This window comes from Fulvimarina pelagi HTCC2506, from assembly GCF_000153705.1.
Taxonomy (GTDB): domain Bacteria; phylum Pseudomonadota; class Alphaproteobacteria; order Rhizobiales; family Rhizobiaceae; genus Fulvimarina; species Fulvimarina pelagi.
The window spans coordinates 2513464-2536914 of sequence record NZ_DS022272.1 but is presented as its reverse complement, the minus strand read 5'-3'; the positions used below and the strand labels follow the sequence as shown (position 1 = coordinate 2536914).

Sequence of the window (23451 nt, the reverse complement as noted above, 5' to 3'; positions counted from 1 at the left end):
TTGTCAAGCCATGCCTGCGGCGCTTCGGGGGCGGGTCTGGCCCGCTTTCAGCGGCATGGCGAGAGCATCGACGGAGGCGAGACGCTCAAGCTTTCCGATCGCGGCAAGGGTCGGCGCGCCGTCGATGAAGAGGCGGCCGGCGAGATCTTTGAGACGAGCGGCGTCGATCGCAGCCAGACGGTCGAACAACTCCTCGCTGGAGATGATCGCTCCGTTGAACATCAGCTGGCGCGCCATCTGCCCGGCCCTGACGGCGGGGCTTTCCTGGCCCATCATCAGGCTGGAGCGCATTTGCGCCCGGGCCCGGACGACCTCGGTATCACTGATCTCCTCGCTTGCCTTGACGAGTTCCTCGACGATGGTCTCGCCGAGCTCCTGTAGTTCTTCCTCCCCGGTCGCAGCGTGGATGCCGAACAGCCCGGAGTCGGAAAAGCTCCAGTGGAAAGCGTAGATCGAGTAGCAAAGTCCTCGCCGCTCACGGATCTCCTGAAAAAGCCGTGAGGACATTCCTCCGCCAAGCACCATGGATAGGACCTGGGAGGAATAGAAGTCCCGCTGATAATATGGACGACCTTCGAAGCCGATCAGCAGCTGGGCGTCGGCAAGATCGCGCCTCTCGCGATATTCTCCGCCGGTGTAGCGTGCGGCGCTACGCTTAACGTTGGCTGGTTCGAGGATAGGACTTCTACGATGTTCGAAGAGACTTGAAACCTGGGCAACGATCGCGTCGTGTTCAACGGCACCGGCTGCCGAGACGACGATTCGATCCGGTCCGTACTGCCGGTCGAGATACGCGCGCAGATCGCTGGGTGAAAAGCTTCTCACACTGTCACGCGTTCCAAGGATCGGCCGGCCGACGATCTGGTCGGTGAATGCAGTCTCCTGGAAATGGTCAAAGACGATGTCGTCGGGCGTGTCCTCGGCGGCACCGATCTCCTGCAGAATCACGTGCTGCTCGCGTTCGAGTTCGACCGGATCGAAGCGTGAGTTGAGGAGAATGTCGGAGAGAATGTCGAGCGCCAGCGGCACGTCATCCTTCAGGACACGGGCGTAGTAGGAGGTCGACTCGACGCTCGTTCCTGCATTGAGTTCGCCGCCGACATTCTCAATCTCTTCCGCGATATCTCGCGCGCTACGCCGTGCGGTACCCTTGAAGGCCATATGCTCGAGGAGGTGGGCGATGCCGTGCTCGCCCTCGTGCTCGTCGCGGGCTCCGGTTTTCACCCAGAAGCCGAGAGCGGCACTCTCGAGATTGTCCATCCTGTCGGAGACCACCGTCAGGCCGTTGTCAAGCCGCGTGATCTGCTGGGTCATGCGGCCTCCGCGCCGTTGCCGGCGCGTGAGCGCTCTCTGATGAATTGCTGCAAGGCGTCGAGATCGTTGGCGATCGTGTCGAAGCGCTCGCGCTTCTGCATGAGGTCCGCATGACTGGGCGGTAGATCTGGCGTCCTTCCGCAGGCCTGCGTCACGGCGTCCGGGAATTTCGCGGGATGGGCCGTCGAGAGCGTAACCATCGGCGCTTCGCCGAGAAGCGCCTCCGCGACGTTGACTGCGACGGCGGTGTGCGGATCGAGAAGATAGGCCTGCCGAGTGAGGACATTCTTGATGGTTCTCGCTGTCTCGGCCTCATCGGTGCGCCCCGCATCGAATTCGTTGCGGATCGTTTCGATAACGGTGTTCGGCAGGGTGAAGGCACCGGACTGCGACAGCTGCTGCATCAACCCGCGCACGAGATCGGCGTCGCGGCCGCTTGCCTCGAAGATCAGACGCTCGAAATTCGAGGAGACCTGGATGTCCATCGAGGGCGACATCGTGGCTTCAACGCCGTCGGTCTCGTAGCGGCCGGTCTTCAGCGTGCGATCGAGAATGTCGTTGGCATTGGTCGCAACGATCAGCCGGTCGATCGGCAGGCCCATGCGCTTGGCGGCGAAGCCGGCGAAGATGTCTCCGAAATTGCCGGTCGGCACCGTGAAGGATACCTGCCGGTCGGGTGCGCCGAGAGAGGCGGCGGCGGTGAAATAGTAGACGATCTGGGCCATGATCCGGCCCCAGTTGATCGAGTTGACGCCGGAAAGGCCGACATCGGCGCGGAAGCGCCTGTCGTTAAACATCGCCTTCACGAGCGCCTGGCAGTCGTCGAAGGTTCCGTCGAGCGAGACGGCATGGACGTTCGCCGAGCCGCTTGTCGTCATCTGGCGCTGCTGGACGGGCGAGACCCGTCCATTGGGGAAAAGAATGAAGATGTCGGCGCGTTCGCTGCCCGCGAAGGCCGCGATCGCCGCGCCGCCGGTGTCGCCCGAGGTCGCGCCGACGATGGTCGCACGCTGACCGCGCTCGGCGAGGACATGGTCCATCAGCCGCGCGAGGAGCTGCATGGCGACGTCCTTGAAGGCGAGCGTCGGACCATGGAAAAGTTCGAGCAGGAAGTGATTCGCGCCGATCTGCACCAGCGGCGCGACGGCCGGGTGCGGGAAGGTCGCATAGGCGTCGTCGATCATGCTCTTCAGGTCGTCTGCCGCGATGTCCTCGCCGACGAAAGGCGCCATCACCTCGTAGGCGATCTCGCTGTAGGGTCGTCCGCGAAACGAGCGGATCGTCTCCTGCGACAGCTGGGGCCAGGCGTTCGGAACATAGAGCCCGCCGTCACCGGCAAGCCCCGCCAGCAGTGTATCAGCGAAACCGAGGCGGGGTGCCTCCCCCCTTGTGCTTACGTATTCCACGTCGTCTCCCAGTGCCGGCGTCCCTGGATCGCCTCATAAAGACGCGGTCTGCCTTGGCAATGTCATCTTGCCCCTTAAAGGCTCGACCCGCGTTGGATACCGGTAGGTCGCGTCCGGCATTGCCGCCTGATATAGACCCTCGTACAAGGGAAAGGGAAGAACCGATCGATGATCCAGGGTAAGCCGCGCCGTTCGCTTCGAGGCTCACATCTATCGTTTGTCGCAGCCGTTGCAGGGATGTTTCTTGCCGCCTGTTCCTCTACTGATACCGGAGAGGGACTCGGCGAGACTGCTGCGAGTGTCGGTGCGCCGCCGGTTCCGAACGGCCAACCGACGGGATTTGCCACGCAAGGCACGGCCGCGTCCTATTGCCCTGCCGTCGAGGTGCGACAGGGCACCGGAATTCTCGACAAGGACGAGGGCACCGAACTCGCCTACAGCGCCAACATCATTGGCGCCCAGAGTACCTGCCGCATCGTTGACGGCCAATTGCGCATGAAAGTGGACGTCGGGGGTCGAATCGCGCCAGGGCCTGCAGCTCCTGGCGCAGTCCAGCTTCCGCTGCGGATCGCGGTCCTGCGCGGCGACGACGTAATCTATTCCGAACTCGGTCGGGTTCCGACGTCGGCCAACGCAGGCGGCGAGGCGCAGAACTTCACCTATACCGACGATAGGATCGTCTTCGCCGAGCCGAAGGAACAAAACATCAAGGTGTTCACGGGCTTCGATGAAGGACCTCCGGGATAAGCCCAAGCGCAAGGTCGAATGCTTCGCACTCCATCTTGCGCTGGAATGAACGCAGCTTCAGTTGCCGCGTTCGTCGAGTTCGTCTGCGACCTGGCCGTAGCTGATCAGCGCAAACAGCGCTGAGCCGCCGAGAACGTTCCCAATCAGTGCCGGCAAGTGAAAGCCGACAAGCGCGTCGATCAGGCCGCGCTCGCCAATGAAAACCAAGGTGAACGCCTCTACCGATCCAGCGACCACGTGGGCCAGATGGAAGAGCGCGATCAGCGAGGTGATCAACGCGATCACGATGAAGCCCGAACCTTTCGCCGAAGGCATGAGCCAGACGACGGTCGCCATCAGCCAGCCGGCGGCAATCCCCCGTAAGAGCAGATGGTGGAACGTCCCCGACGTCGCTTCACGGGAAATTTCGATCGCCGCAGCGACGATCTCGGGCGTATCCAGAATGTCGACCGCGATGCCGAGGGCAAAGACCGCCGTGCCGACCATGTTCGCCACGAGTACGATCGTCCAAAGCCGAGCGACCGCGAAAAAACCGCGGGGCGTTGGCCTTGCGAGGAGTGGCAGCACGGCTGTGAGCGTGATCTCGGTAAAGAGCTGCTGGCGGCCGAGGATGACGATGAGAAAGCCGACGGAATAGCCGATGCATTCCAGAAGGGGCGTCCAGTCCGCGTCGGGCAGATAGGAGCGCATGGCCGCCTGCGTGTAGACGGAAAATCCGATCGACAGACCGGCGGCAAGGCCCGACCACCAGAGCGAGCGATAGGGCCGGGTCAGCTCGTCCTCGCCCTCCTGGCGCACGATCTCGTAGACCGCCAGCGGGCGCAGTTTCATCCGGTGGTCGACCTCTTCCAGTTCGCCCTGGGTCAGCGAAGAGCCTTCATGCTCGAGCCGATGCTCTGTCACCTCACTGGCATGGCGTTGTCCGCCTTTCGCGAACTGCTGGATCGCCTCCTTGTTGAGATCTTCATCTTCTTGGATCGGCGTCCCGGTTTCGTGGGTCTTATCGGTCATTCACTCGCCATGTTCGCGAAACAGGATAGGAAACGGTCTGCCGAGGGTGTAGCAAGGTTCCTGCTCTCTACAGCAGTTAGTCCTTCACGCGTGATGTTCTAACCCGCGGGGTTGATATACGCGGTGAACGGTGAGGCACTGGACCCTGATCCATTCGGTCAATTGTTCGATAAGACCAAGAATGTAGGCGCTTGAGGCAAGTTCGGCGTCCTAATCTGGTGTCGTACGGATCGCTCAATATTTCAAACAATAGGACGGATTCATGCGCTTACTTCCGGCGTTCTTCGCTTCGCTCCTCGTCTTACTCGTTCCGGCCCACGCTGATCCATCCATTGATGCGGGCTTCCGCAGCTTTCTTCAAACGGAGATCTGGCCGGAGGCAGAAGCGCGGGGCGTCTCAAGGACGGTCTTCGATCGGGCATTCCAGGGCGTTGCGCCGAATTTGGAGCTTCCCGACCTGCAATTGCCCGGGGCGAGCGAAACCGTCGAGCAGATCAACTTCCAGGCCGAGTTCAAGAACGGCTCGGACTATCTTTCCAAGCGCGCACTCGGCACGACGGTGCGCACCGGCCGCGAACTCCTCGCCCGCCATGCCGCTCTTCTTGAACGAATCGAAGAGCGCTACGGCGTTCCCGCACCGATCATCATCGCGATCTGGGGCCGCGAATCGGCCTTTGGCAATGCCGCGATCCCGCACAACGCGTTCGAAGTGCTGGGCACGAAGGCCTGGCTTTCGCGTCGCAAGCAAATGTTCCGCACCGAACTGCTGGCGGCACTGGAAATTGCCGAAAACGGTGATCGCCCGGTGAATGTGATGCGCTCTTCCTGGGCAGGAGCGCTTGGCCAGCCGCAGTTCATGCCATCAAAATTCCTGCAATATGCCGTCGACTTCGACGGCGACGGCAAACGCGACATCTGGAACTCGGTGCCGGACACGCTCGCCTCGATCGCCAATTATCTGAAGGAGCACGGTTGGCAGACCGGACGCGACTGGGGATTTGAAGCGGAAATTCCGATGAGCGTCTCCTGCACCACCGAAGGACCGGATCAGGGCCGGCCGATCTCAACCTTCGTCACGGACGGGGTCTCGCGCGTTTCGGGTCGACCTTTTCCGGATCGCGAAATCGGCGAAACGGGACATGTGATGATGCCGGCGGGGCGCATGGGGCCGATGTTCCTTGCGACTCCGAACTTCTACGTTCTCAAGGCCTACAACAACTCGGATCTCTATGCCCTCTTCGTCGGGCATGCCGCCGACCGGATGTTGGGGTCAGGTACCTTCTCTACTGGTTGGAAGGAGCCCGACAGTTTGACGCGCGGCGATGTTGCCAAATTGCAGTCAAAGCTCGTTGCGCTAGGGCACGATGTCGGCGGCGTCGACGGTCTCGCCGGCTTCAAGACCCGTCGTTCAATCGGAAAGGTCGAGCGCGAATTCGGGCTCGCTGAAACCTGTTGGCCGTCCCGTCGGTTGGTGGAAGCGCTCGATTGAATGTTATTCTTTGGGCTGCGGTCATGATGCCAACGGTATTGTAATATTTTCGCCACATCTTGGATTATGTATGGTCGATGCGTGCTGGGGAGTGCGCGAAATTTAAGCATTGGGGATGCTGTGGGGAATTACTCGTGACGCGCCGGGTTCTGATCGTCTCGCTCACCGTGGGCGTCGTCGGCGTATCGAGTCTCGCTTTCGCCGATCGTATTTCGGCACTGATCGACAATCTTCCGATGCAGAGCGCTGAGAGCAGCTTTACGGTGCCCGACACCGAACAGATGCTCAACTCTCCTTTCGAAGCTCGTGGCCGTGATGCGACAATCTCAATAGCAACGGCAACGCCTTTCGGCGGTGAGACCGCGTCGGCCTCGGGTGCAGTCAAAGCCTTGGAAGCGATCGCGGAGCGCAATCCGGGCATCGCCCTTAAGTCTCCGGAACCTCGTAACGAGGTTTCAGGCGCCATGGCCTATCGAGACAGTGGGTCTCCATTGTTGACCACGGTCGGGTCGACCAGCCGCGTCGGGACCGAGGAAAATAAGGACACGCCGCGCTCGCAAGCGACGAAGTTGTTCGACGAGGACGACAGGGCCTGGCGATCAACGATCTATGCGGACAGTCCGCTGGTCGGCTCCATTGTCTCTTCCAATGGCTCTCCCAGTGACACAGAAAGTCTAGTGAAGGCGGTCAAGGGCGCGCGCTACGTGCTGCTTGGTGAAATTCACGATAACCCGGACCATCATCGGCTCCAGGCCGGAATCATTCGCGGCGTCGCGGGCGGGGACCGCAGCCCGGCCATCGTCTTCGAAATGATCCCCGAGACCTTCTCGGACGTCCTTAAGAACATCGACGACACGACACCGGTCGACCTGTCGGACCTTGCAAAGAAACTTTCCTGGAACGACCGGGGATGGCCGGACTTCTCGATTTATGCGCCAGTCTTCCAGGCCGCGCTCGACAGCGGCCTGCCGATCGTCGCCGGTAATCTCGACCGGGAAACGGTGCGCGACCTTTCCTCCGACAAAGGCGCGAACATTCCTGCCGCCGACCGCAAGCGGCTGGGGCTCGACCTGCCGGTCGATCCCGCTCTTGCACAGGACCTGACGGCCGAACTCAAGGCGGCCCATTGTGACCTTCTGCCGGAAGCGGCGCTGAAGCCGATGGAACTCGCCCAGCGCCTGCGCGACGGCGCCATGGCCGCCGCCATGATCGACGCGGCAGAGGAGAACGGATCGGCGGTGCTGATCGCTGGATCGGGCCATGTGCGCAAGGATCGCGGCGTCCCGTCCGTCATCGAAGGCCTGACTGGCAAGTCCGAATCAGTCGCGGTGCAGATGGTCGAGATCGCCGGGGTCGACGCCGACAAGGCATCGGAATACGGTCTCTCCGACGAGACCCCCGCACCGTTCGATTTCACGATCTTCACGCCGAAAGCGAACGAGACCGATCACTGCGCCAAACTCGCCGCGCAATTGAAAGGTGCCGCCGAGGCTTCCTCTTCGACCGATGGCGCGGCTGACTGACGGTCCGTGTCCGAACTCGCTTCACGCATTGAATTTTCGGCCACCGTCGTAGATCGCCACTCTATCATACCGTGATTGATTAGCCGCCGGCCTTGAACTAGGGTCCGCGCCGATTCTCGGCGGACTTCGGTTCGCCTTTCCACACATCGATCAGGTAAGGACGACGCGATGAGCGCCACGGACCACAGCGCCCTCGAAGCCACTATCGAACAGGCTTTCGAGGACCGCGCTTCGATCTCCACCTCGACCACGGGAGAGGTTCGCGAAGCCGTCGAGGCGGCGCTCGAAATGCTCGACAGTGGCACTGCCCGTGTTGCCTCCCGCGGCGAGGATGGGCAGTGGACCGTCCATCAATGGCTGAAGAAGGCCGTGCTTCTCTCTTTCCGCCTCAACGACATGGAAGTGATCGAAGGCGGCAATGGCGGCTCCGTCTGGTGGGACAAGGTGCCGTCCAAGTTCGCCGGCTGGGGCGAAGATCGCTTCCGCGAGTCTGGTTTCCGCGCGGTGCCAGGCTCGATCGTTCGGCGCGGCTCTTTCATCGCCAGGGACGTCGTCCTGATGCCGTCCTTCGTCAATCTCGGGGCCTATGTGGACGAGGGTTCGATGGTCGACGGCTGGGCGACGGTCGGCTCCTGTGCGCAGATCGGCAAGCACGTGCATCTGTCCGGCGGCGTCGGCATCGGCGGCGTACTTGAGCCGCTTCAGGCCGGTCCGACTATCATCGAGGACGGCTGCTTCATCGGCGCCCGTTCTGAGGTCGTCGAAGGCTGCATCGTCCGCGAGGGCTCGGTGCTCGGCATGGGCGTTTATATCGGCAAGTCGACCAAGATCGTCGACCGGACGACAGGCGAAGTCAGCTACGGCGAGATTCCACCCTATTCGGTCGTCGTCGCCGGATCGATGCCCGGCAAGCCGATGGCGAACGGCGCGCCGGGACCGAACCTCTACTGCGCGGTCATCGTCAAGCGCGTCGACGAGCAGACCCGCTCCAAGACTTCGATCAACGATCTGCTGCGTAACTGATTTCTAGGCGCACTTTTCGAGTGCGGGTGATCAGGATTGAGGTCCCTCGATGAGGTGCCGGCATTCGCCGCGTCGTCATTCTCGGGCTCCGTCCCGAGAATCCAGAGCGGTGGCGGCCTGCTATTGTTGGCGGAGCCGTGTCTCGTCGAACCGGGACAGGGGTCACAAGACTGGATTCCCGCCACGGCGGCCGGGAATGACGGAGGAGGGTGTGGTCTTCCCTCTCTGGCATCGATCTCGCGGAGCCGAATTTGAAAAAGCTGTTCTCGCTCTCTTTCCCCGCGGTTCTCGCCACTGGCTTCCTCAGCTGGCTCGTCCCCGTGCCGGATCTCCCGGCCGGCCACGAGGGCATCTGCCGGATTGCGATGGCGGGATCGGTCGAGACGATCCTCTGCGAAGTGCCGCTATCGTCCTTCGACCTTCACCTGAGGGCTCTCGACGACGCAGGCAGACCTTACGAAACATTCGAGAAGGCGGCGGCGAGCCTGTCCGGCGAAGTCGTGCTCGCCATGAATGCCGGAATGTATCACGAGGACCGCCGGCCCGTCGGCTTGACTGTCCAGGACGGCCGGATAGTGAAGAAGGCCGTCCTCGGAACGGGGTCGGGCAATTTCTCGCTGCGGCCGAACGGCATATTCTATCTCGAGGACGGTCGCGCCTTCGTGCGCGAGACCGAGCGCTATCTCGGCGAGAGCCATGATCCGGTGCTCGCCACCCAGTCCGGTCCGATGCTGCTGATCGGAGGCAAGGTCCATCCGCGTTTCATTCCAACTTCGGACAGTCTCTACGTCCGCAACGGCGTCGGGGTCAGCGAGGATGGGCGCACCGTCTTTCTGGCGCTCACGCGCAAGCCGATCAATTTCTACGACTTCGCGCTGTTCTTCCGCGATACGGTCGGTGTGAAGGACGCACTCTTCTTCGACGGCCAGGTCTCGAGCCTCTCCTACCGGGCGGCGAATATCGCCTATCGCCGGGATCGGCTCGGACCGATGCTTCTCGTCACGAAGAAGGACTGACGACGTATCACGATCCGGTCGAGGTCGCCGGAGTGTCGATGCTTCGACTTGAGACGTCGGTCGCCGGCCTTGCGTCTTCGGCGGCGGTCGTCGCCGGTGTCGCGGCCTTGCGCTTGGCGATCTCGGCCATGTGGGCCTTCACCTTGGAGCAATAGCTGGAGGCCGAGCGGGTCATGCGAGTGGCCCGGTGGCCGCCCTTATATTTCATCGCCGTGCGGCAGACGTCCTGATCTGCCTTGTCCCAGGCGCCCTTCAGATATTTCATGCCGTAGCGCAGATTGGTGTCGGCATCGAAGAGGTCGCTGGCTGAACCGGAAAAGCCCATCGAGCGCGCAGTCGCCGGCTTGATCTGCGAAAGACCGTAGACGCCAGCGCCCTTGGCCCTCGGATTGTAGCGGCTTTCGACCCGCACAAAGCCGTAGGCCATCTCGACAGGCAGATCGTTCGCCCGGGCATGCTTTTCGATCAGCGCGTCGATCGCCGCACTGCCCGAGACCGTGCCTTTCTCAGCCGCCTGGGCGACTTCGCGCGCCGCAATCTCGCGGTCGCGCTGGTAGACCTTCTGGTCGGCGATCGCGGCGATGGCAGCCTGGCTCGGGGCGTCGGCAGGGCGAGCGGTTGCCGTGGGCGTCGCAGTTTCCAACACGGAGGCGGCGTTTGGTACGCAGGCTGAAAGCGGCAAGGCGGCGATAGCGAGGGCGACAAGGCATGCGCGGGGCGAGCGGAGCATGGGATGAGTCCGATTGTTTGACTTTCGGTGAACCGCTCGGCTCCGATCGCGGCAAATCGGTGGCGGTTTCGGGCGCGGTCGCAATCGTCGGCTGGCTGTGGCAGAGACGCATCTTCGAGACTGTCTGAGAAGAACAGGGACCATCCCGCCCATGGCATCCGTCCGCGATCTGACCGATCCCGCCGCCGTCCTGGCAGAGCTGATCCGCTGTCCTTCGGTGACGCCGGCCGAAGGCGGCGCGCTGAGCGCTCTCGGCAGGATGCTCAACGAACTCGGTTTCGATGTCATGCGGCCGGTCTTCTCCGATAAGGATACGCCGGACGTCGAGAACCTCTTTGCAGCGCGGGGTGCCGGTCCTCATCTCTGCTTTGCCGGGCATACGGACGTCGTGCCCGTCGGCGACGAAAGCGAATGGAGCCTGCCGCCCTTTTCAGCCGAAATCCGTGACGGCGAGCTCTACGGCCGCGGGGCCGTCGACATGAAGGGTGGGATAGCAGCCTTCGTCGCGGCCCTCGCGCGGCGAAGGACGCGTGGCGAGAGGTCAGACGGTCGCGTCTCCCTGCTGATTACCGGCGATGAGGAAGGCCCGGCAATTAATGGCACGATCAAGCTGCTCGACTGGATTGCGGCACGGGGTGAGCGGCTCGATGCTTGTCTTGTCGGCGAGCCGACTAATCCCGAGACGCTGGGCGATATGGTGAAGATCGGCAGGCGTGGTTCGCTCTCGGCCCATGTCACGGTGACGGGCAGGCAGGGTCATGTCGCCTATCCGCATCTTGCCGACAACCCGCTGCGCACGATCACCGCCATCGCGGAGGCCCTACAGGCCAAGCCGTTCGACAAGGGTACGGAGGCGTTTCCGCCGACCAACCTGGAGATCACATCGATCGACACGGGAAATGACGCCACCAACGTCATTCCGGGTCGAGCGAGGCTCTCCTTCAACGTCCGCTTCTGCGACCTGTGGACCCCGGACAGTTTAAAGGCGGAGCTTTTAGCTCGCGTCGAAACAGCCCGAAACGGATCGAAATATCGCGCCGGCAAAGAACCTGCGGAAGTTTCGTTCGCTTGGCGGGGCCGGCCCTCGGAAGCCTTTCTGACGCGCTCTGAGGACCTGATTTCGGCGCTATCCGGTGCGGTTGCGGCGGTCACTGGTAAAGCGCCCCGGCTCTCGACTACCGGCGGCACCTCGGATGCTCGCTTTATCAAGGACTTCTGCCCGGTTGTGGAGTTCGGTCTAGTAGGTCAAACTATGCATATGATTGATGAGCATGTGGCCTTGGCCGACTTGGAAGCTTTGACCGAGATCTATGACCGATTCATATCCCGCTGGTTCGCCGCAAACCCCGCGTCCCGCGTCTGATTTGAGCGAAGTGCTCAACAACTTCTCTGGCGTCTGGGCGTTGATGATGGGACGCAAGGATGGGATGTCCCGACTGGATGTCTCCGCCGATGGCTTCTATCGCTCTTTTTCTGCCATTCTCGTTGCCCTGCCTGCCTTGACCCTTTCTTGGATCGAGTTCGAAGCAGGCGACCGGAGTGACCAAGCGGAGCATATCGGTACGGCGCAGGCCTTTGGTGCGCACCTTTTCGCCGATCTGCTCGCCTGGCTTCTTCCGGTTATCATCCTTCTGCTCGTCGCCAAGCGCATCGGATGGAGCCGCAAGGTCTCGCCGCTGGTCGTCGCGACGAACTGGGGCGCCGCCTTGGTCACTTGGCTGTTCGCCCCCTACCTCGCACTCGTCCTTCTCATCGGGATGGGGCCGAACCTCGCGCTGGTCGGCGCACTGCTGTCGATCGGGTCGCTCGTGCTTACGGCCCGTCTTTGCCGCACCATTCTCGACGACTGGCCGACGGCGATCTTCCTGACCGCCGCATTGCTCGCGACAGGCCTATTGAGCTATGGCGTCGTGATGGATCTCACGGGTGTGCCGCTTATCTGACCGAGCGCTTCTCGCGTCCCTTCAACCGACAGCAATTGAAACGATTTCCGCATTGCTCGCGCCGACCTTGACCTCTTCGCCTACGTTCTTGCCGACCAGATTTCTGGCTAGCGGCGAAAGATAGGAAAGATAGCCGTCGCGCGGATCGGCCTCGTCGATGCCGACAATTGTGAAACTCTGCTTCTGGCCGTCGTCGCGCTCGATCGTAACGCGAGTTCCGAACTGGACCGTTTGCGGATTCTGGTCGGGTTTAACGAGTTTAGCGGTCGCACGGCGGGCGTTCCAGTAGCGCATGTCGCGATGTATCGTCGCTAGCGCGACCTTGTCTTTCGCCTCGCGCGCGGTGGCACGCTGAGCATTCAGCGCTTCGAGTTCGTCATCGATCATTTTCAGACCGCGCGGCGTGACGATGTTCGGATCGCTTCCGAGATCGCGGTCGGGCAGCACTTCGACCTGATCTTCGTTCGGTTCTTTGACGAAGGCGACGCTCATAGAAAACCTCCCGCCGGATCCCGGCGATGTCATGCCGAAACGGGAGGCACGGCCCCAGGCAGCGGCCTTGCCCACCGATCCAGCCTATTCCTTCATGACCAAAGGTTAAAGGTTCGACAGGTCTGTAGGTGCCGTGTTCGTTGGCGAACAAAAGGAAGCTTTGCCCAATTCAACTCGACGGGCCGCTTCTACCGGATCTGCCAGAATGGGCGGATGCCATCGTGCGGATCGAAGATCGGCTTGATCGCGGTTGCGTCCGGAAGCGGCGCCTCGATGTCCGCCGCCGAGAAGCGCTCGGCATAAGCGTGGTAGATCGGGTAAAGACGATCGGTATCGAATGCGTCGATCTGTTGATACGGCCATTCCTTGCCGATATGGGCGAGCAGCCATTCACACGCGCGCCCAATGCTCTGGCCTTCGGAGCCTTCGAAAGCCCACAGGTCTTCACCGGCGGCATCGGCCAGCGAGGCAAGATTGAGCCAGCCCTGAAGGTTGAAGGCGCAGTAGTGCGCCGTCGTCGTGCGGGTCATCTCCTCCGGCTGGCGACCGTCGCCCGCGAACTGCGCCAGAATTCGACTGCGGCTGTCGCGAAGCGTATGGCGGACCAGACGATCGTTTCGCAGGTAAAGCGCGATCGCACCGACTTGCAGATCGAAATAGGTGCCATGGTTATTCCGCGAAGCCCGTTCGCCGACGCCCTGGCGCGAGGTCTGGAGCCAGGCGAGATAGGTCCCGAGCCACGTCTCGAACGCCTCGTTGTCCTTCTCGTCGAATGCGCCGGCGTGCCTGAGAAGCTTTACGGCGTCGAGGAAGAAGTAGAGATCCTTCATCTCGATGATGCCGCTGCTGGAGCCGCGATTGCCGTCGTGGCCGCGCCGAACTTGGGCGTAGTTCAAAGATGGGTTCATGCGGGTCGTTTCGTCGACAAACCAGGTGCGAACGTGCCGAGCGGCATGCTCGGCATAGCGCGTGTCCTGGAACTCGCGATGGGCGAGAGCGAGGACGAAGGTGTCGTCGAAGAGCCGCTGCAGACGCGTGCGGTCGAACTTGTCGCTCAGAGGCTCGTAGAGGCGTGTCCCTGGAACGCGGACGCCGTCCTTTCGGACATAGGCTAGTCCCGGCAGCTTCAGGGGATGGGGCCAGTAATAGGGCGCCGGATGCCAGTAATCGTGCAGAATGCCGCTCGGCGGCATCGACGTCTTGTCGGTGACCGAGAAGGGTCCCCTGCCGAGCGCGGCGTCGGCGGCGGTCCTGAGCGCCTCCTGCAATGGCGCTTCGACCGCTTCCGAACCGATTGCCCCGGAGGTTTCGCGATCTTCCAGGACGAGCATGCGGCGGCAGGACGGCCTGAAGCGCATGTCGAGGGCGTCGATCAGCGTGACGATCGCTTCCGAGCGCGCCTCGCCGCGTGTCACCAGCGTGTTCGAGGCCGTCTTGTCTTCCAGATGGCCCTGCCCGGAGAACAGGCGCGCCACCCAACCCGTGGTGCGGAATTGACCGGCATCGGCGGCATAGCCCGGGTAGGGGCTGTCCCACGGCTCGATCGGCCAGCGGTCCCAGTTGCCGGGCACGCCGAGGCGCCAAAGCAATTCTACCTTTGGGCGACGCCCATACGGATGAACCTCGTCGAATCGCTCGGTGGCATCACGCCTGAAGAGGATCTGCGGCTCTTCCTCGGCGGGCGGCTCAGACGCTGGGTCGAGGAGTTCCGCATTGTCGAGGATCCGGGCCATCGGAACGATGTGATACGGAACATGCGGTGCCGCACGGACGCCCTCCCGAATGGCGGTCCAGGCCTTTTCGGTCAGAAAGCAGTTGCCGTCGAACGGCAGCACCCATTTCGCCCGCGCGCGTCCGTCTTCGAAGGCGGCATTCCGAGCACCGTTGTTGTGCATGACCGCGTTGTTCTTGTCGCGGTAGAGCCGTGTAACCACACGGTCCTGTTCGACCTGTCGCAGCATGCCGTAGGACTTGGAGAAGGGCGCAAATTGCGGCGGTACGCCTTCGATGTCCCACTCGACCGCCCGATAGGCCTCGTGATCGAAAGGGAGATGGAGATAGGGGTACCCGTGCACCTCGAGTAGCTCGATGATGAACGCCTCTTCCTCGGTATCGACGATCTTGTTGACGACGAAGCGTTTTTCGCAGGCCTCGAGAGCCGGTTCGTTTTCGAGGATGAAGCGCAAATTGGCGCGGGACTGCCCCTTTGCATGCCGCGGCACAAGGTCGTTGCCGATGATGCGGTAGAGCACGAAAGTGTCCGGCTCGCTTGAGAGGGGTGACGCCGCGTAGGCCGCCCGCAACGCATCCTCGTCGAGAGCGGGAGGGACCCCGCGCTCCGAAGGGCGTTTGATAGGAAGTTCAGATACCGCCGAAGATCCTAGATTGAGCCCCCTGCTTTCGAGAAATTGCTTCGTCGTTCGGGCGCCGGGAATAAGCGCGATTGCCTTCTTGAGCTTTCCGTTCATGCTGAGGATGTGCTTGTTTCGGCCTGGACAGGTCGGCTCGATCGGCCGTTGAGAGAGGTTTGTTCGGGATTGCTCAGTGCAATCACAACAGGATTCTCGATCACCCTCTTCATCAGGTCGATCGACGCTCGGTATCTGCGTGCGCTCAAGAGCTGCATGAGCCTGGTCATCGAATCGATCAGAAGAAGGTGGTTTGTCGTAAAGTCCGACGGTATAGATGGGCGATTTTCACGAACGAGCTCGAGCGATGCCTCGATCTCGCTCACGCTGAGCGGTGTCGGCAGGGTCGTGCCCATCGGCTCGATCGACCACCGCGACCAGATTGGCTGGATCGCTTCTCCGTCCGCCAACGGATAGATCGTATTGGCATTCATGTCGGGATTGTGGATGTAGCAAGGTGCTTGCTCCACCACTTCTAAAATACTCGGGCGCAGGCGGAGAAAGTTTGCGAGTGCGTGGCGATCGCTATCGCTTTCGGCGGCCAAAGCTGCGTTCCGGCAGAACGAGTCCTTGAGGACACGCACGATCCGGGGTCGCGCGAACTCCGGATCTGCTTGAAGTGATCGCGGCGGCTCGACACTCCATATTCGGGTGAAAATTCGATTGAAAGCGTCCCGCCTCTGCTCCCTCGAGGCTCTGACCGATTCGCCGACCCTCATGATCCGGCAGTCGAAATCGCCCTCCTGAAATTCCGCTACGAAAGCGGGAGCGCAGAGCTTTTCATGCTCAAGTTCCTTGAACAGTTCACGTTCTCTATCGAGCAAATTCTTCGGACCGCGCGGAATCACCGCCTGGATATAGAGCGTGGATGGCTCATTCTCGCTCGGCCTCTGGATCGCAATTTCGAACAAGCTGACATCTCGAGGTCCGGTATCCGTCCAGTGAACATCGATGTGGTCATCGGGGTCCAGAGAGTCGGACAGCAATTCCCTGATCCGGAGTTCGCGTGCATCCTTGGAGAATATCACGCTCAGCGTGCTGCTCGGCATCGCCTCCTTCTGTTCGTCCTCGTAGACAATCGTCTCGTCGATCGATGCCCGGTTGGTCCCGAATTTGACCGTCTGGCGAACCACCGAGGATAGCGCGCTGAGCGCTCGGCGAAACACCACGAAACTTATGATCGCAATGAGGATGTTCGGGTTCTCGGTGAAGAAGAGAGGCAAGAGGATTGCAAAAAAGCCACCGAAAAAGATGATCGAAGCGCAAAGTTTGATGATATTCGAAGTATCGCGAAGCGCCCGCTCTCCGAGCGTTTCTCCACCGACTGTCACCCGTGTTCTCAGCGCCCCGAATATCAGGACACCTCCTGTTGCCACAGCTACGATATAAGCGCCGAGCGGCGGATTCATCAGGGCGAACGCTGCGAGCGCCAAAAGGGTGAAGAGAATATCTGCTGTTAAGGAAACGAACTGGTGGACCAAGTCGGAGACCTCGTCCAGTTCGGAATCATCGGGCTCGTCGTTGCGCACAGATCCGATATGAGCTCCAACCTTCTGGCTCTGCTTTTTCGCTCCGGCTTCCGCGGTCAATCCAAGCACGTAGCATATGACCGCAGCGAACGAGAGCGCCACGATCAATTCGGTCTTGTACTCGGGCGACGACACGATCGGCGTGAAATAGCTCGGTATGCCCGTCGAGCCGGCCAGAAGGATGACCTTGAGCGGAAGGAGAAATGCGAGAACGTGCGCGATCCCGCCCGTCAGAACCAGGAAGATGGCAAAAAGCATCATGACAGGTTGCCGATGGATCAGCTTCGCGACCTTCCGCGCTTCCCAAGAAACAAGAGATCGAATCTCCTGAAGCCAGCTGATCGCCTGCATCATGCGTTCTGACCGTTCATAGTTTCCAAGTGACAAGAGCCGGCTTCTTGTCGCGTAGAAGAAGAAGCCCGAACCCCTTCACGTTCTGCGCAGACCCAAAGTGTGGGGCTAAGGCTGAATCGCGTCGGCTTCATGACGCCTCATTCGATACCGGTCATCCTGTCTCCGCTGCTCGAAGTTGCACTTCGACTGCGAATCTCCCTCGAATTCTCGTCCGGGTAATCTCGTGAAAAGTTCTCCGTAAACCCTTTAGCATTCGGTAATGGCTAGCGAATAGCCCCGATGCAGCGTGGATCTACCTACTTTCGTCCTCGGTATCGACCGGTAGCGAGCCAAAGCGCAGAATTTGCGGGCGGTATTTGTCAGTTGTTCCCGAAAAGGTCTCGCGTATAGACCTTCTCAGCCACGTCAGCGAGTTCATCGACCATACGGTTGGCAACGATCACGTCGCACTCGGACTTAAACCGCTGGAGGTTCCGTTCGATCCGGGAATGGAAAAAGTCATCTACGTCCTCAAGGATCGGCTCGTACACGACAACCTCTATGCCCTTCGCCTTTACGCGTTTCATGATCCCCTGGATGCTCGAAGCGCGATAGTTGTCGGATTCCGCCTTCATCACGAGACGATAAATGCCGACGCGCGAGGGGGCCATGTCGATGATCTGATTGGCGATAAAATCCTTGCGGGTTGAATTCGAATCAATAATCGCGCGGATCAGGTTCTGGGGAACGTCCTGATAGTTCGAAAGCAGCTGCTTGGTATCCTTCGGAAGGCAGTAGCCGCCATAGCCGAAGGATGGATTGTTGTAGTGGCCGCCGACCCGGGGATCGAGGCAGACGCCTTCGATGATCTGCCGCGTATCGAGGCCGTGTGAGGCCGCATAGGTGTCGAGTTCGTTGAAGAAGGCGACGCGCATCGCGAGGAAAGTGTTGGCGAAGAGCTTGATCGCCTCTGCTTCCGTCGAGTCGGTCAGGAGGACCTCAATGTCCTCCTTCCGTGCACCCTGCTTCATCAGATCTGCAAATTTCCGTCCGCGGTCGGATCGTTCGCCAACGATGATGCGCGACGGATAGAGGTTGTCGTAGAGCGCCTTGCCCTCGCGCAGGAATTCCGGCGAGAAGATCACATTGCCGCATCCAGGTCGCGTGCGGAGATTGGCGGTATAGCCGACCGGAATCGTCGACTTGACGATGATGGTGACGTCGGGATTGATATTCAGGACTTCGTCGATCACGGTTTCGATGGAGGTGGTGTCGAAGGCACCTGTCTGGGGGTCGTAATTGGTTGGCGTCGCGATCAGGACGAACTCCGCGCCCTTGTAAGCACGGACTGGATCGGTGGTTGCCATTAGCGCGAGTCTCTCGGTATTGAGAAAGGCCTGGAGGTGATCGTCGATGATAGGCGACACGCCGCGATTGACCATCTCCACCCGGTCTTCCGCGACGTCGATCGCGACGACCTCGTTGTGCTGGGCGAGGAGGACGCTGTTCGAGAGTCCGACGTATCCGAGGCCTGCGACTGCTATCTTCATGACTGCCCTGACAGGATTGACTCAGCAAGAACTCCGGCGACCCACCGGCGTTGCTCGCGCTGGTACGTTCGATCGATCCCACTGGTCCAAGCCGCCGGATCGGTCGGGTCCTTAGCCAATCGTAACAAATTTGACTAGGAGGGATCGGCCGGTACTTAGGCGCCAAAACCGAAGGTCATATGCGCTGTATTCGCGGAAGAGTGGTTTGCTGCTCTGCGCGAACGCTCAGCCTTCGCGTATTCGCGGCTCCTTTTGAGCCGACTTGGTCGCGCCGCCGCCAATCCTGTGCTCTGACTTCCGTCAGCGCCGCTCTGGAGTCCCACTCAAGAGCAGGCGTACGGTTTCCGCCATCTCGAGAAGCCAAACACGAAGCTGGACGAGGCAAGCCCAGAGGCGGTAGCGTAACGGATGTCTGCCGGCGCGGAGGAACATCCAAAGCCCTCGCACAGGCGGCGCGAAGGTACGCGCCGTCCACACGATCTTCTGCTTCGCCGTACCGGACCTGACCTGTCCGCCCTTCACCCGACGCGCCTTGGTGGCGATCGAACGCCAGTCGTGCCGCGCCGGATGGTGCACGGTCGCGTCCGGAAGGAAAGTGACGGAAGCGCCGGTCCGGGCGGTCGCCCTTCGGCAGAATTCCGCATCCCCGCCAGAAAGGCGATTGGTGTCAAACCCGCCGACACGCTCGAACACGGCGCGCGAAACGGCGAGATTGGCGGTCGCTCCGTAGCCTCGGCGCACGTAACGGGCCTGCGGGATGCCTTTGACGATATCATACATTTCATAGGCGTTCGCTCGATCCGTGCGGGCGATCATTTCGACATTGCCGATGAGGATCGTCGGTTCCTGCGCCGAGGCTTCGAAAGCCGATGCAATCGCCTTGAGCCAGTCGGGGTCGGGCAAGCAGTCGGCATCGGTGAAGACGAAATAGCGGCCGTTTGCCCGTGCTGCGCCGAGATTTCGCGCCGTGTAGGAGCCCCGGTTCGACCCTTGCAGGAGGCGCGCCTTCTCATGGCGAAGGTCCGGCGGTGAAGTGTCAGGCGGCTCATCGTTGACGAGAAGGATTTCGAAGGCGCTCGCTTCGATCGTCTGCCGGTCGAGGCAGTCAAGGAGCTTCTTCGCTAGATGCCACTGCTCGAAGACCGGCACGATCACCGAAAAGACCGGTCGGTCTTTGCTTGCAAGCGGCCCGTCTTGCTGGTTCCGCACGGGTTTCATCAGGCGCTGCCTCGCGTCGAGAAGGCGCAGTGCTTTGTCATCGGTCGCGTCCGGCGGTCTGCAGATTGCGATAGAACCGACGCTTTTCGACCGCCACGTAATAGGCGTGCCGCATCGAATAAAAGCTCGAAGCCAGAGGGCCGAGACCTTCGCATCGGTGATAGACGTCCCAGACGTCGAGGAGCTTTCGGACCTTCCGGGAGGAGAGCGATCCGCTTCGCCGATTGTATACCGTCTGGACGCCCTCGAAGGCGTGCGCGCTCCTGCCTTCCCGTGTGATTTCAAGCCAAAGCGCCCAGTCCTGTCCCCGCCTGATCGCCGGCATCCGGATATCGCCGGCCTGTTCTCGGTCGATCATCACGGTGGAACATCCGATCGGACAACCCTTAAGCAGATCGGCATAGGCGAGTTCGGTGGGTGGTTCGAAGCAAAGACCCGGTCCGCGCGCGCCGTCGGTCCTCACGAAATAGGCGCCATAGCTGAAAGCCGCTCCGGTCGAGCGCATCATGTCGAGTTGGCTCTGAAGCTTTTGCGGCAGCCAGAGATCGTCGGCATCGAGAAACGCGACATAGCGGCCGCTCGCCGATGCAAGCGCAGCGTTTCGCGCGCCCGCCGCTCCCGATTGGGTATCGAGATGAATCGCCTTGAGGCGCGGATCGATCCGCCGATGGCGTTCGAGAACTTCATGCGTACCGTCCGTCGAGCCGTCGTCGGCGACGACGTGCTCCCAGTCGGCAAAGTCCTGCTCGCGCACCGAAGCAAGACAAGCGGCAAGGGTCTCGGCGCTGTTGAAGGCCGGCGTAATGACCGAAACGGTGGCTATGATTTTTCCCCCGATGATTTTCTGGGTTCTGATGGCCACTTCCTGCGTTTAACTGCAAGCCCTGTTTTTACGGAAGCGGACTTCCGTCGCTAATATCCAAGGAGCGCGGTTCCGCTGAGAATTGCGCGCGAGCAGCCCGACCCGGGCAAATGAATACGCAGTGAGGCCGTGTCACGCACCAACTCCGGTCTCAATCCAAGATGAAAGGTGACTTCCGCATGAAGCGTTCCGACATCAACCGCATCATGGCGGACGCCGCCGAGATGATTGCCCGCTATGGCTTTATTCTGCCGCCTTTCGCCAACTGGACGCCCGAGGAATTCAAGGCGCGGAAGGACGAAGCCCGCCATGTCATCGACAGCCGCTGCGGGTGGGACATCACCGATTACGGCGGCGGCCGGTATGACGAGATGGGCCTCTTTCTCTTCACGCTCAGGAACGGCCGACTCTCTGACCTCACCGCGGGTCGCGGTATGTGCTACGCCGAGAAGCTGCTGATTTCGCGCGAGAAACAGCTCAGCCCGATGCACACCCATGTCATCAAGGCCGAGGACATCATCAATCGTGGAGGTGCGACGCTGGTCGTCGAGCTTTTCGGCTCGGACGGAGACGGCAAGTTCAGCGAAACGGCTGGCGGGCGCGTGATGTGCGACGGGCTTTGGCGCAACTACGCTCCCGGCGAGCGACTCTCGCTGTCGCCCGGCGCGAGCGTCACCTTGCGGCCGGGCGACTGGCACGCTTTCTGGGGCGAGGGCGGCAATGTCCTTATCGGTGAGGTCTCGACGGTCAACGACGACGAGACGGACAACATCTTCCGCGAGCCGATCGGCCGGTTTGCGACGATCGAGGAGGACGAACCGCCCCACCGGCTGCTCGTGAGCGATTACGCGACTTGGCTCGCCTGAGCGCCTTCGCCGGTGACGACAGGGTGTCTGACGCTCAGTTTTCGGCCTGCTTCGGCTTGAGCGATTTCGAGCTCTGATTGAATATGATGTCGTTGTTGTCGACCCGGTGCCTGCCGCGGTTCTGTTTGTCCTTCGCGAGATCAATGGCGCGTTGGACCGCGGGCCTCTGCTTGATCCGGCCGCGCCAGTCGGCAACGCGCGGGAAGTCGTCGAGCGAGGCACCGAGTGGCTTGGCGATAAAGGCCCAAGGAAAAGCCTGTATGTCGGCGATCGAATAGTCTTCGCCCATGATGTAGGAGCGGTCCGCAAGTCGGTTTTCCAGAACGCCGAGATTGCGGTCGAATTCACCGAGATAGCGTTTGAAGCCGTAGTCGCGCTCGTTGTCCGGCGCGTAGTTCTTGAAATGGCTCAGCTGTCCGGCCATCGGGCCCTGGCTGCCCGTCTGCCAGAACAGCCACTCGTCGAGTTCCTTCATGGCGCGTCGGTCTGACCTCTCTGGAGCGAAACGGCCTATTTTGTCCGCTAGGTAGAACAGGATCGCAGCCGACTCGAAAACTGGTACGGGCTCGTCGCCGTAACCGTCCGGCGGGTCGTGATCGACGATCGCCGGCATCTTGGCGTTCGGGCTGATCTTCAGGAATTCCGGCTCGAATTGTTCGCCGGAATGAAGATCCATCAGCTTCAATTCGTAGTCGAGGCCGCATTCCTCCAACATGATCGCGACCTTCCAGCCGTTCGGCGTCGGCGCGTAGTAGAAGTCGATCATCCCATGTCTCCGTCGGGTTCGGCTGCGGCACCCGATGCGAACAAGTCGGCGATCGCCGCGTCGTCGTAGCCGGCCTCCGCGAGGACGGATCGTGTGTCCGCACCCAGTGCGCGAGCCGGGGAGGGAGCATCGAGAGGCGTTTCCGAGAAGCGAGCGGGGCTGCGGGCCTGCCGGATCGGACCTGCCTGCGGATGCGTGAGCTCGACCACCGTGCCGTTCGCCTCGATCTGCGGATGGTAGATCATCTCGCCACGCTTGAGGACCGGGGCGCATGGCACGTCGTGTTCGGTGAGCCGCCGCATCCAGTGTTCGGTCGTATCCTCGATGAGAGCGGCCTGCGTCAGCTCCAGACGGGCGCGCTTGTTGATTTCGCGCGCCGAGACCGTCGCGAAGCGCTCGTCTCTCAGCCATTCCGGCCTGCCGACGGCGGCGGAGAGACCCTTCCAGGTCTTGTCCGTATGGGCCGAGACCGCCATCCAGCCATTGGCCGTCTGGTAGATGAGTTCGACAAAGCTCTGGGCTTCGTCCGGATCGCGATCGTCCGGCTCGTGCTCCTCGGTTTCCGCGCCGATAAAGGTGTGGCCGCTCATATCGGAGGAGAAGAGAAAGGCGACGATCGTGTCGAGCATCGAGATCGTCAGACGATTGCCCTCGCCGCTGCGCTCGCGGGCAAAAAGTGCCGCGGTAATTGCCTGGGCGGTCTGGATCGCGGTGACCTTGTCCGGCACGATCGTTCGGACGAGGCGGGGCCGCGGTCCATCGCCGCCCTGGACGCTCGCAAGACCCGAAAGCGCCTGGATCAGCGGGTCGTAGACCGGGCGTTGTGCCCAATCGCCGGTAACGCCGAAGCCGGCGATCGAGGCGTAGATCACGCGTGGGTTGCGCTGACGGACAACCTCGTAGCCGATGCCGATCCGCTCGGCGACGCCAGGCCGAAAGTTTTCTACGACCACATCGGCCGTCTCGGCGATTTTCAGGGCTGCCTTCAGCCCTGCTGGCGTCTTGAGATCGAGAGCGACCGAGCGTTTGCCGCGATTGTTCTGCAGGAATGAAGCTGAGAATCCGTTGCGCTGCTCGGCCACCTGGCGGGAAAGGTCGCCGCCATCGGGCCGCTCAATCTTGATCACCTCGGCGCCCTGGTCTGCGAGCGTCATGGTTGCGAGCGGCCCCGCGATCATGGTCGTAAAATCGACGATGCGTACGCCAGAGAGGGGTCCAGCCATAT

General features: G+C 61.4%; 20 protein-coding genes. 8 read left to right on the top strand and 12 right to left on the bottom strand.

All coding sequences use genetic code 11. The annotated features are described in order from the left end of the window. Window positions 1–3: 3 nt before the first annotated feature. Together FP2506_RS11915 and thrC are read right to left on the bottom strand one after the other, a co-directional pair. Window positions 4–1314 (bottom strand): M16 family metallopeptidase, encoded by a 1311-nt coding sequence (locus FP2506_RS11915; protein WP_007067747.1) that lies wholly within the window; start codon window positions 1312–1314, stop codon window positions 4–6. Beyond that, on the bottom strand, window positions 1311–2720 hold the full coding sequence (thrC, locus tag FP2506_RS11910; protein ID WP_007067746.1) for a threonine synthase: 1410 nt from the start codon (window positions 2718–2720) through the stop codon (window positions 1311–1313). The genes FP2506_RS11915 and thrC overlap by 4 nt, the downstream gene beginning before the upstream one ends. Window positions 2721–2888: 168 nt before the next feature. Between thrC and FP2506_RS11905 the strand changes: the two genes are divergently transcribed. Beyond that, window positions 2889–3467, top strand: coding sequence for a hypothetical protein (locus FP2506_RS11905; protein WP_040489119.1), 579 nt, complete (start codon window positions 2889–2891; stop codon window positions 3465–3467). A 57-nt stretch (window positions 3468–3524) separates the two neighbouring features. Here the strand turns inward: FP2506_RS11905 and FP2506_RS11900 are convergent, their stop codons facing one another. After that, window positions 3525–4478: a formate/nitrite transporter family protein gene (locus FP2506_RS11900; RefSeq protein ID WP_007067744.1), complete on the bottom strand. Its 954-nt coding sequence runs from the start codon at window positions 4476–4478 to the stop codon at window positions 3525–3527. Between the two features lie 262 nt (window positions 4479–4740). Between FP2506_RS11900 and FP2506_RS11895 the strand changes: the two genes are divergently transcribed. The 4 genes from FP2506_RS11895 to FP2506_RS11880 all read left to right on the top strand — a co-directional run bounded on the left by FP2506_RS11895 (window position 4741) and on the right by FP2506_RS11880 (window position 9529). Beyond that, window positions 4741–5967: a lytic murein transglycosylase gene (locus FP2506_RS11895; protein WP_007067743.1), complete on the top strand. Its 1227-nt coding sequence runs from the start codon at window positions 4741–4743 to the stop codon at window positions 5965–5967. Between the two features lie 134 nt (window positions 5968–6101). Beyond that, a complete protein-coding gene (locus tag FP2506_RS18055) occupies window positions 6102–7490 on the top strand; it encodes a ChaN family lipoprotein (RefSeq protein ID WP_007067742.1) in 1389 nt (462 codons plus the stop codon). Between the two features lie 168 nt (window positions 7491–7658). Continuing rightward, window positions 7659–8513 (top strand): 2,3,4,5-tetrahydropyridine-2,6-dicarboxylate N-succinyltransferase, encoded by an 855-nt coding sequence (dapD, locus tag FP2506_RS11885; RefSeq protein ID WP_007067741.1) that lies wholly within the window; start codon window positions 7659–7661, stop codon window positions 8511–8513. Window positions 8514–8722: 209 nt separating this feature from the next. Then, entirely contained in the window at window positions 8723–9529 is an 807-nt protein-coding gene (locus FP2506_RS11880; RefSeq protein WP_007067740.1) for a phosphodiester glycosidase family protein, read from the top strand. A 7-nt stretch (window positions 9530–9536) separates the two neighbouring features. On the opposite strand, the gene FP2506_RS18050 is transcribed toward FP2506_RS11880, so the two are convergent. Then, the gene (locus tag FP2506_RS18050; RefSeq protein WP_007067739.1) at window positions 9537–10259 is read right to left on the bottom strand and encodes a lytic transglycosylase domain-containing protein; all 723 of its coding nucleotides are present in this window, start codon (window positions 10257–10259) and stop codon (window positions 9537–9539) included. 151 nt (window positions 10260–10410) lie between these two features. Here FP2506_RS18050 and dapE point away from each other — a divergent pair, with 151 nt between their 5' ends. Further along, entirely contained in the window at window positions 10411–11622 is a 1212-nt protein-coding gene (gene dapE, locus FP2506_RS11870; RefSeq protein WP_007067737.1) for a succinyl-diaminopimelate desuccinylase, read from the top strand. Between the two features lie 64 nt (window positions 11623–11686). Next, a complete protein-coding gene (locus FP2506_RS11865; protein WP_244404179.1) occupies window positions 11687–12202 on the top strand; it encodes a hypothetical protein in 516 nt (171 codons plus the stop codon). Between the two features lie 21 nt (window positions 12203–12223). Here FP2506_RS11865 and FP2506_RS11860 read toward each other — a convergent pair whose 3' ends face one another. From FP2506_RS11860 to FP2506_RS11835, 6 genes are all read right to left on the bottom strand, one after another. Next, window positions 12224–12694: a GreA/GreB family elongation factor gene (locus tag FP2506_RS11860; RefSeq protein WP_007067735.1), complete on the bottom strand. Its 471-nt coding sequence runs from the start codon at window positions 12692–12694 to the stop codon at window positions 12224–12226. 188 nt (window positions 12695–12882) lie between these two features. Beyond that, window positions 12883–15162 carry an alginate lyase family protein gene (locus tag FP2506_RS11855; protein WP_007067734.1) on the bottom strand — a complete coding sequence of 760 codons (2280 nt, stop codon included), beginning with the start codon at window positions 15160–15162 and terminating at the stop codon, window positions 12883–12885. Beyond that, on the bottom strand, window positions 15159–16985 hold the full coding sequence (locus FP2506_RS11850; RefSeq protein WP_007067733.1) for a hypothetical protein: 1827 nt from the start codon (window positions 16983–16985) through the stop codon (window positions 15159–15161). Before FP2506_RS11850 ends, FP2506_RS11855 begins: the two co-directional genes overlap by 4 nt. A gap of 359 nt (window positions 16986–17344) precedes the next feature. Further along, complete coding sequence (locus FP2506_RS11845) at window positions 17345–18514, bottom strand: nucleotide sugar dehydrogenase (RefSeq protein WP_007067732.1); 1170 nt, start codon at window positions 18512–18514, stop codon at window positions 17345–17347. Between the two features lie 300 nt (window positions 18515–18814). Beyond that, a complete protein-coding gene (locus tag FP2506_RS11840) occupies window positions 18815–19732 on the bottom strand; it encodes a glycosyltransferase family 2 protein (RefSeq protein ID WP_007067731.1) in 918 nt (305 codons plus the stop codon). Window positions 19733–19769: 37 nt separating this feature from the next. Further along, a complete protein-coding gene (locus tag FP2506_RS11835) occupies window positions 19770–20594 on the bottom strand; it encodes a glycosyltransferase family 2 protein (protein WP_007067730.1) in 825 nt (274 codons plus the stop codon). 179 nt (window positions 20595–20773) lie between these two features. On the opposite strand from FP2506_RS11835, the gene FP2506_RS11830 reads away from it, so the two are divergent. Beyond that, window positions 20774–21460, top strand: a complete 687-nt coding sequence (locus FP2506_RS11830; RefSeq protein WP_040489118.1) for a D-lyxose/D-mannose family sugar isomerase — start codon at window positions 20774–20776, stop codon at window positions 21458–21460. Window positions 21461–21494: 34 nt separating this feature from the next. On the opposite strand, the gene FP2506_RS11825 is transcribed toward FP2506_RS11830, so the two are convergent. Together FP2506_RS11825 and FP2506_RS11820 are read right to left on the bottom strand one after the other, a co-directional pair. Next, the gene (locus FP2506_RS11825; protein ID WP_007067728.1) at window positions 21495–22226 is read right to left on the bottom strand and encodes a glutathione S-transferase family protein; all 732 of its coding nucleotides are present in this window, start codon (window positions 22224–22226) and stop codon (window positions 21495–21497) included. Beyond that, entirely contained in the window at window positions 22223–23449 is a 1227-nt protein-coding gene (locus tag FP2506_RS11820; protein WP_007067727.1) for a CaiB/BaiF CoA transferase family protein, read from the bottom strand. The genes FP2506_RS11825 and FP2506_RS11820 overlap by 4 nt, the downstream gene beginning before the upstream one ends. Window positions 23450–23451 lie beyond the last annotated feature (2 nt).

What these genes read in the sequence shown, in the direction of transcription:
- FP2506_RS11865 (WP_244404179.1), top strand. Translation starts at nt 11,687, where the DNA reads ATGTCCCGACTGGATGTCTCCGCCGATGGCTTCTATCGCTCTTTTTCT.
- FP2506_RS11905 (WP_040489119.1), top strand. Translation starts at nt 2,889, where the DNA reads ATGATCCAGGGTAAGCCGCGCCGTTCGCTTCGAGGCTCACATCTATCG.
- FP2506_RS11860 (WP_007067735.1), bottom strand. Translation starts at nt 12,694, where the DNA reads ATGAGCGTCGCCTTCGTCAAAGAACCGAACGAAGATCAGGTCGAAGTG.
- FP2506_RS11900 (WP_007067744.1), bottom strand. Translation starts at nt 4,478, where the DNA reads ATGACCGATAAGACCCACGAAACCGGGACGCCGATCCAAGAAGATGAA.
- FP2506_RS11825 (WP_007067728.1), bottom strand. Translation starts at nt 22,226, where the DNA reads ATGATCGACTTCTACTACGCGCCGACGCCGAACGGCTGGAAGGTCGCG.
- FP2506_RS11855 (WP_007067734.1), bottom strand. Translation starts at nt 15,162, where the DNA reads ATGAACGGAAAGCTCAAGAAGGCAATCGCGCTTATTCCCGGCGCCCGA.
- FP2506_RS11915 (WP_007067747.1), bottom strand. Translation starts at nt 1,314, where the DNA reads ATGACCCAGCAGATCACGCGGCTTGACAACGGCCTGACGGTGGTCTCC.
- FP2506_RS11895 (WP_007067743.1), top strand. Translation starts at nt 4,741, where the DNA reads ATGCGCTTACTTCCGGCGTTCTTCGCTTCGCTCCTCGTCTTACTCGTT.
- FP2506_RS11830 (WP_040489118.1), top strand. Translation starts at nt 20,774, where the DNA reads ATGAAGCGTTCCGACATCAACCGCATCATGGCGGACGCCGCCGAGATG.
- FP2506_RS18050 (WP_007067739.1), bottom strand. Translation starts at nt 10,259, where the DNA reads ATGCTCCGCTCGCCCCGCGCATGCCTTGTCGCCCTCGCTATCGCCGCC.
- FP2506_RS11840 (WP_007067731.1), bottom strand. Translation starts at nt 19,732, where the DNA reads ATGAAACCCGTGCGGAACCAGCAAGACGGGCCGCTTGCAAGCAAAGAC.
- FP2506_RS11820 (WP_007067727.1), bottom strand. Translation starts at nt 23,449, where the DNA reads ATGGCTGGACCCCTCTCTGGCGTACGCATCGTCGATTTTACGACCATG.
- dapE (WP_007067737.1), top strand. Translation starts at nt 10,411, where the DNA reads ATGGCATCCGTCCGCGATCTGACCGATCCCGCCGCCGTCCTGGCAGAG.
- FP2506_RS11850 (WP_007067733.1), bottom strand. Translation starts at nt 16,985, where the DNA reads ATGATGCAGGCGATCAGCTGGCTTCAGGAGATTCGATCTCTTGTTTCT.
- dapD (WP_007067741.1), top strand. Translation starts at nt 7,659, where the DNA reads ATGAGCGCCACGGACCACAGCGCCCTCGAAGCCACTATCGAACAGGCT.
- FP2506_RS11845 (WP_007067732.1), bottom strand. Translation starts at nt 18,514, where the DNA reads ATGAAGATAGCAGTCGCAGGCCTCGGATACGTCGGACTCTCGAACAGC.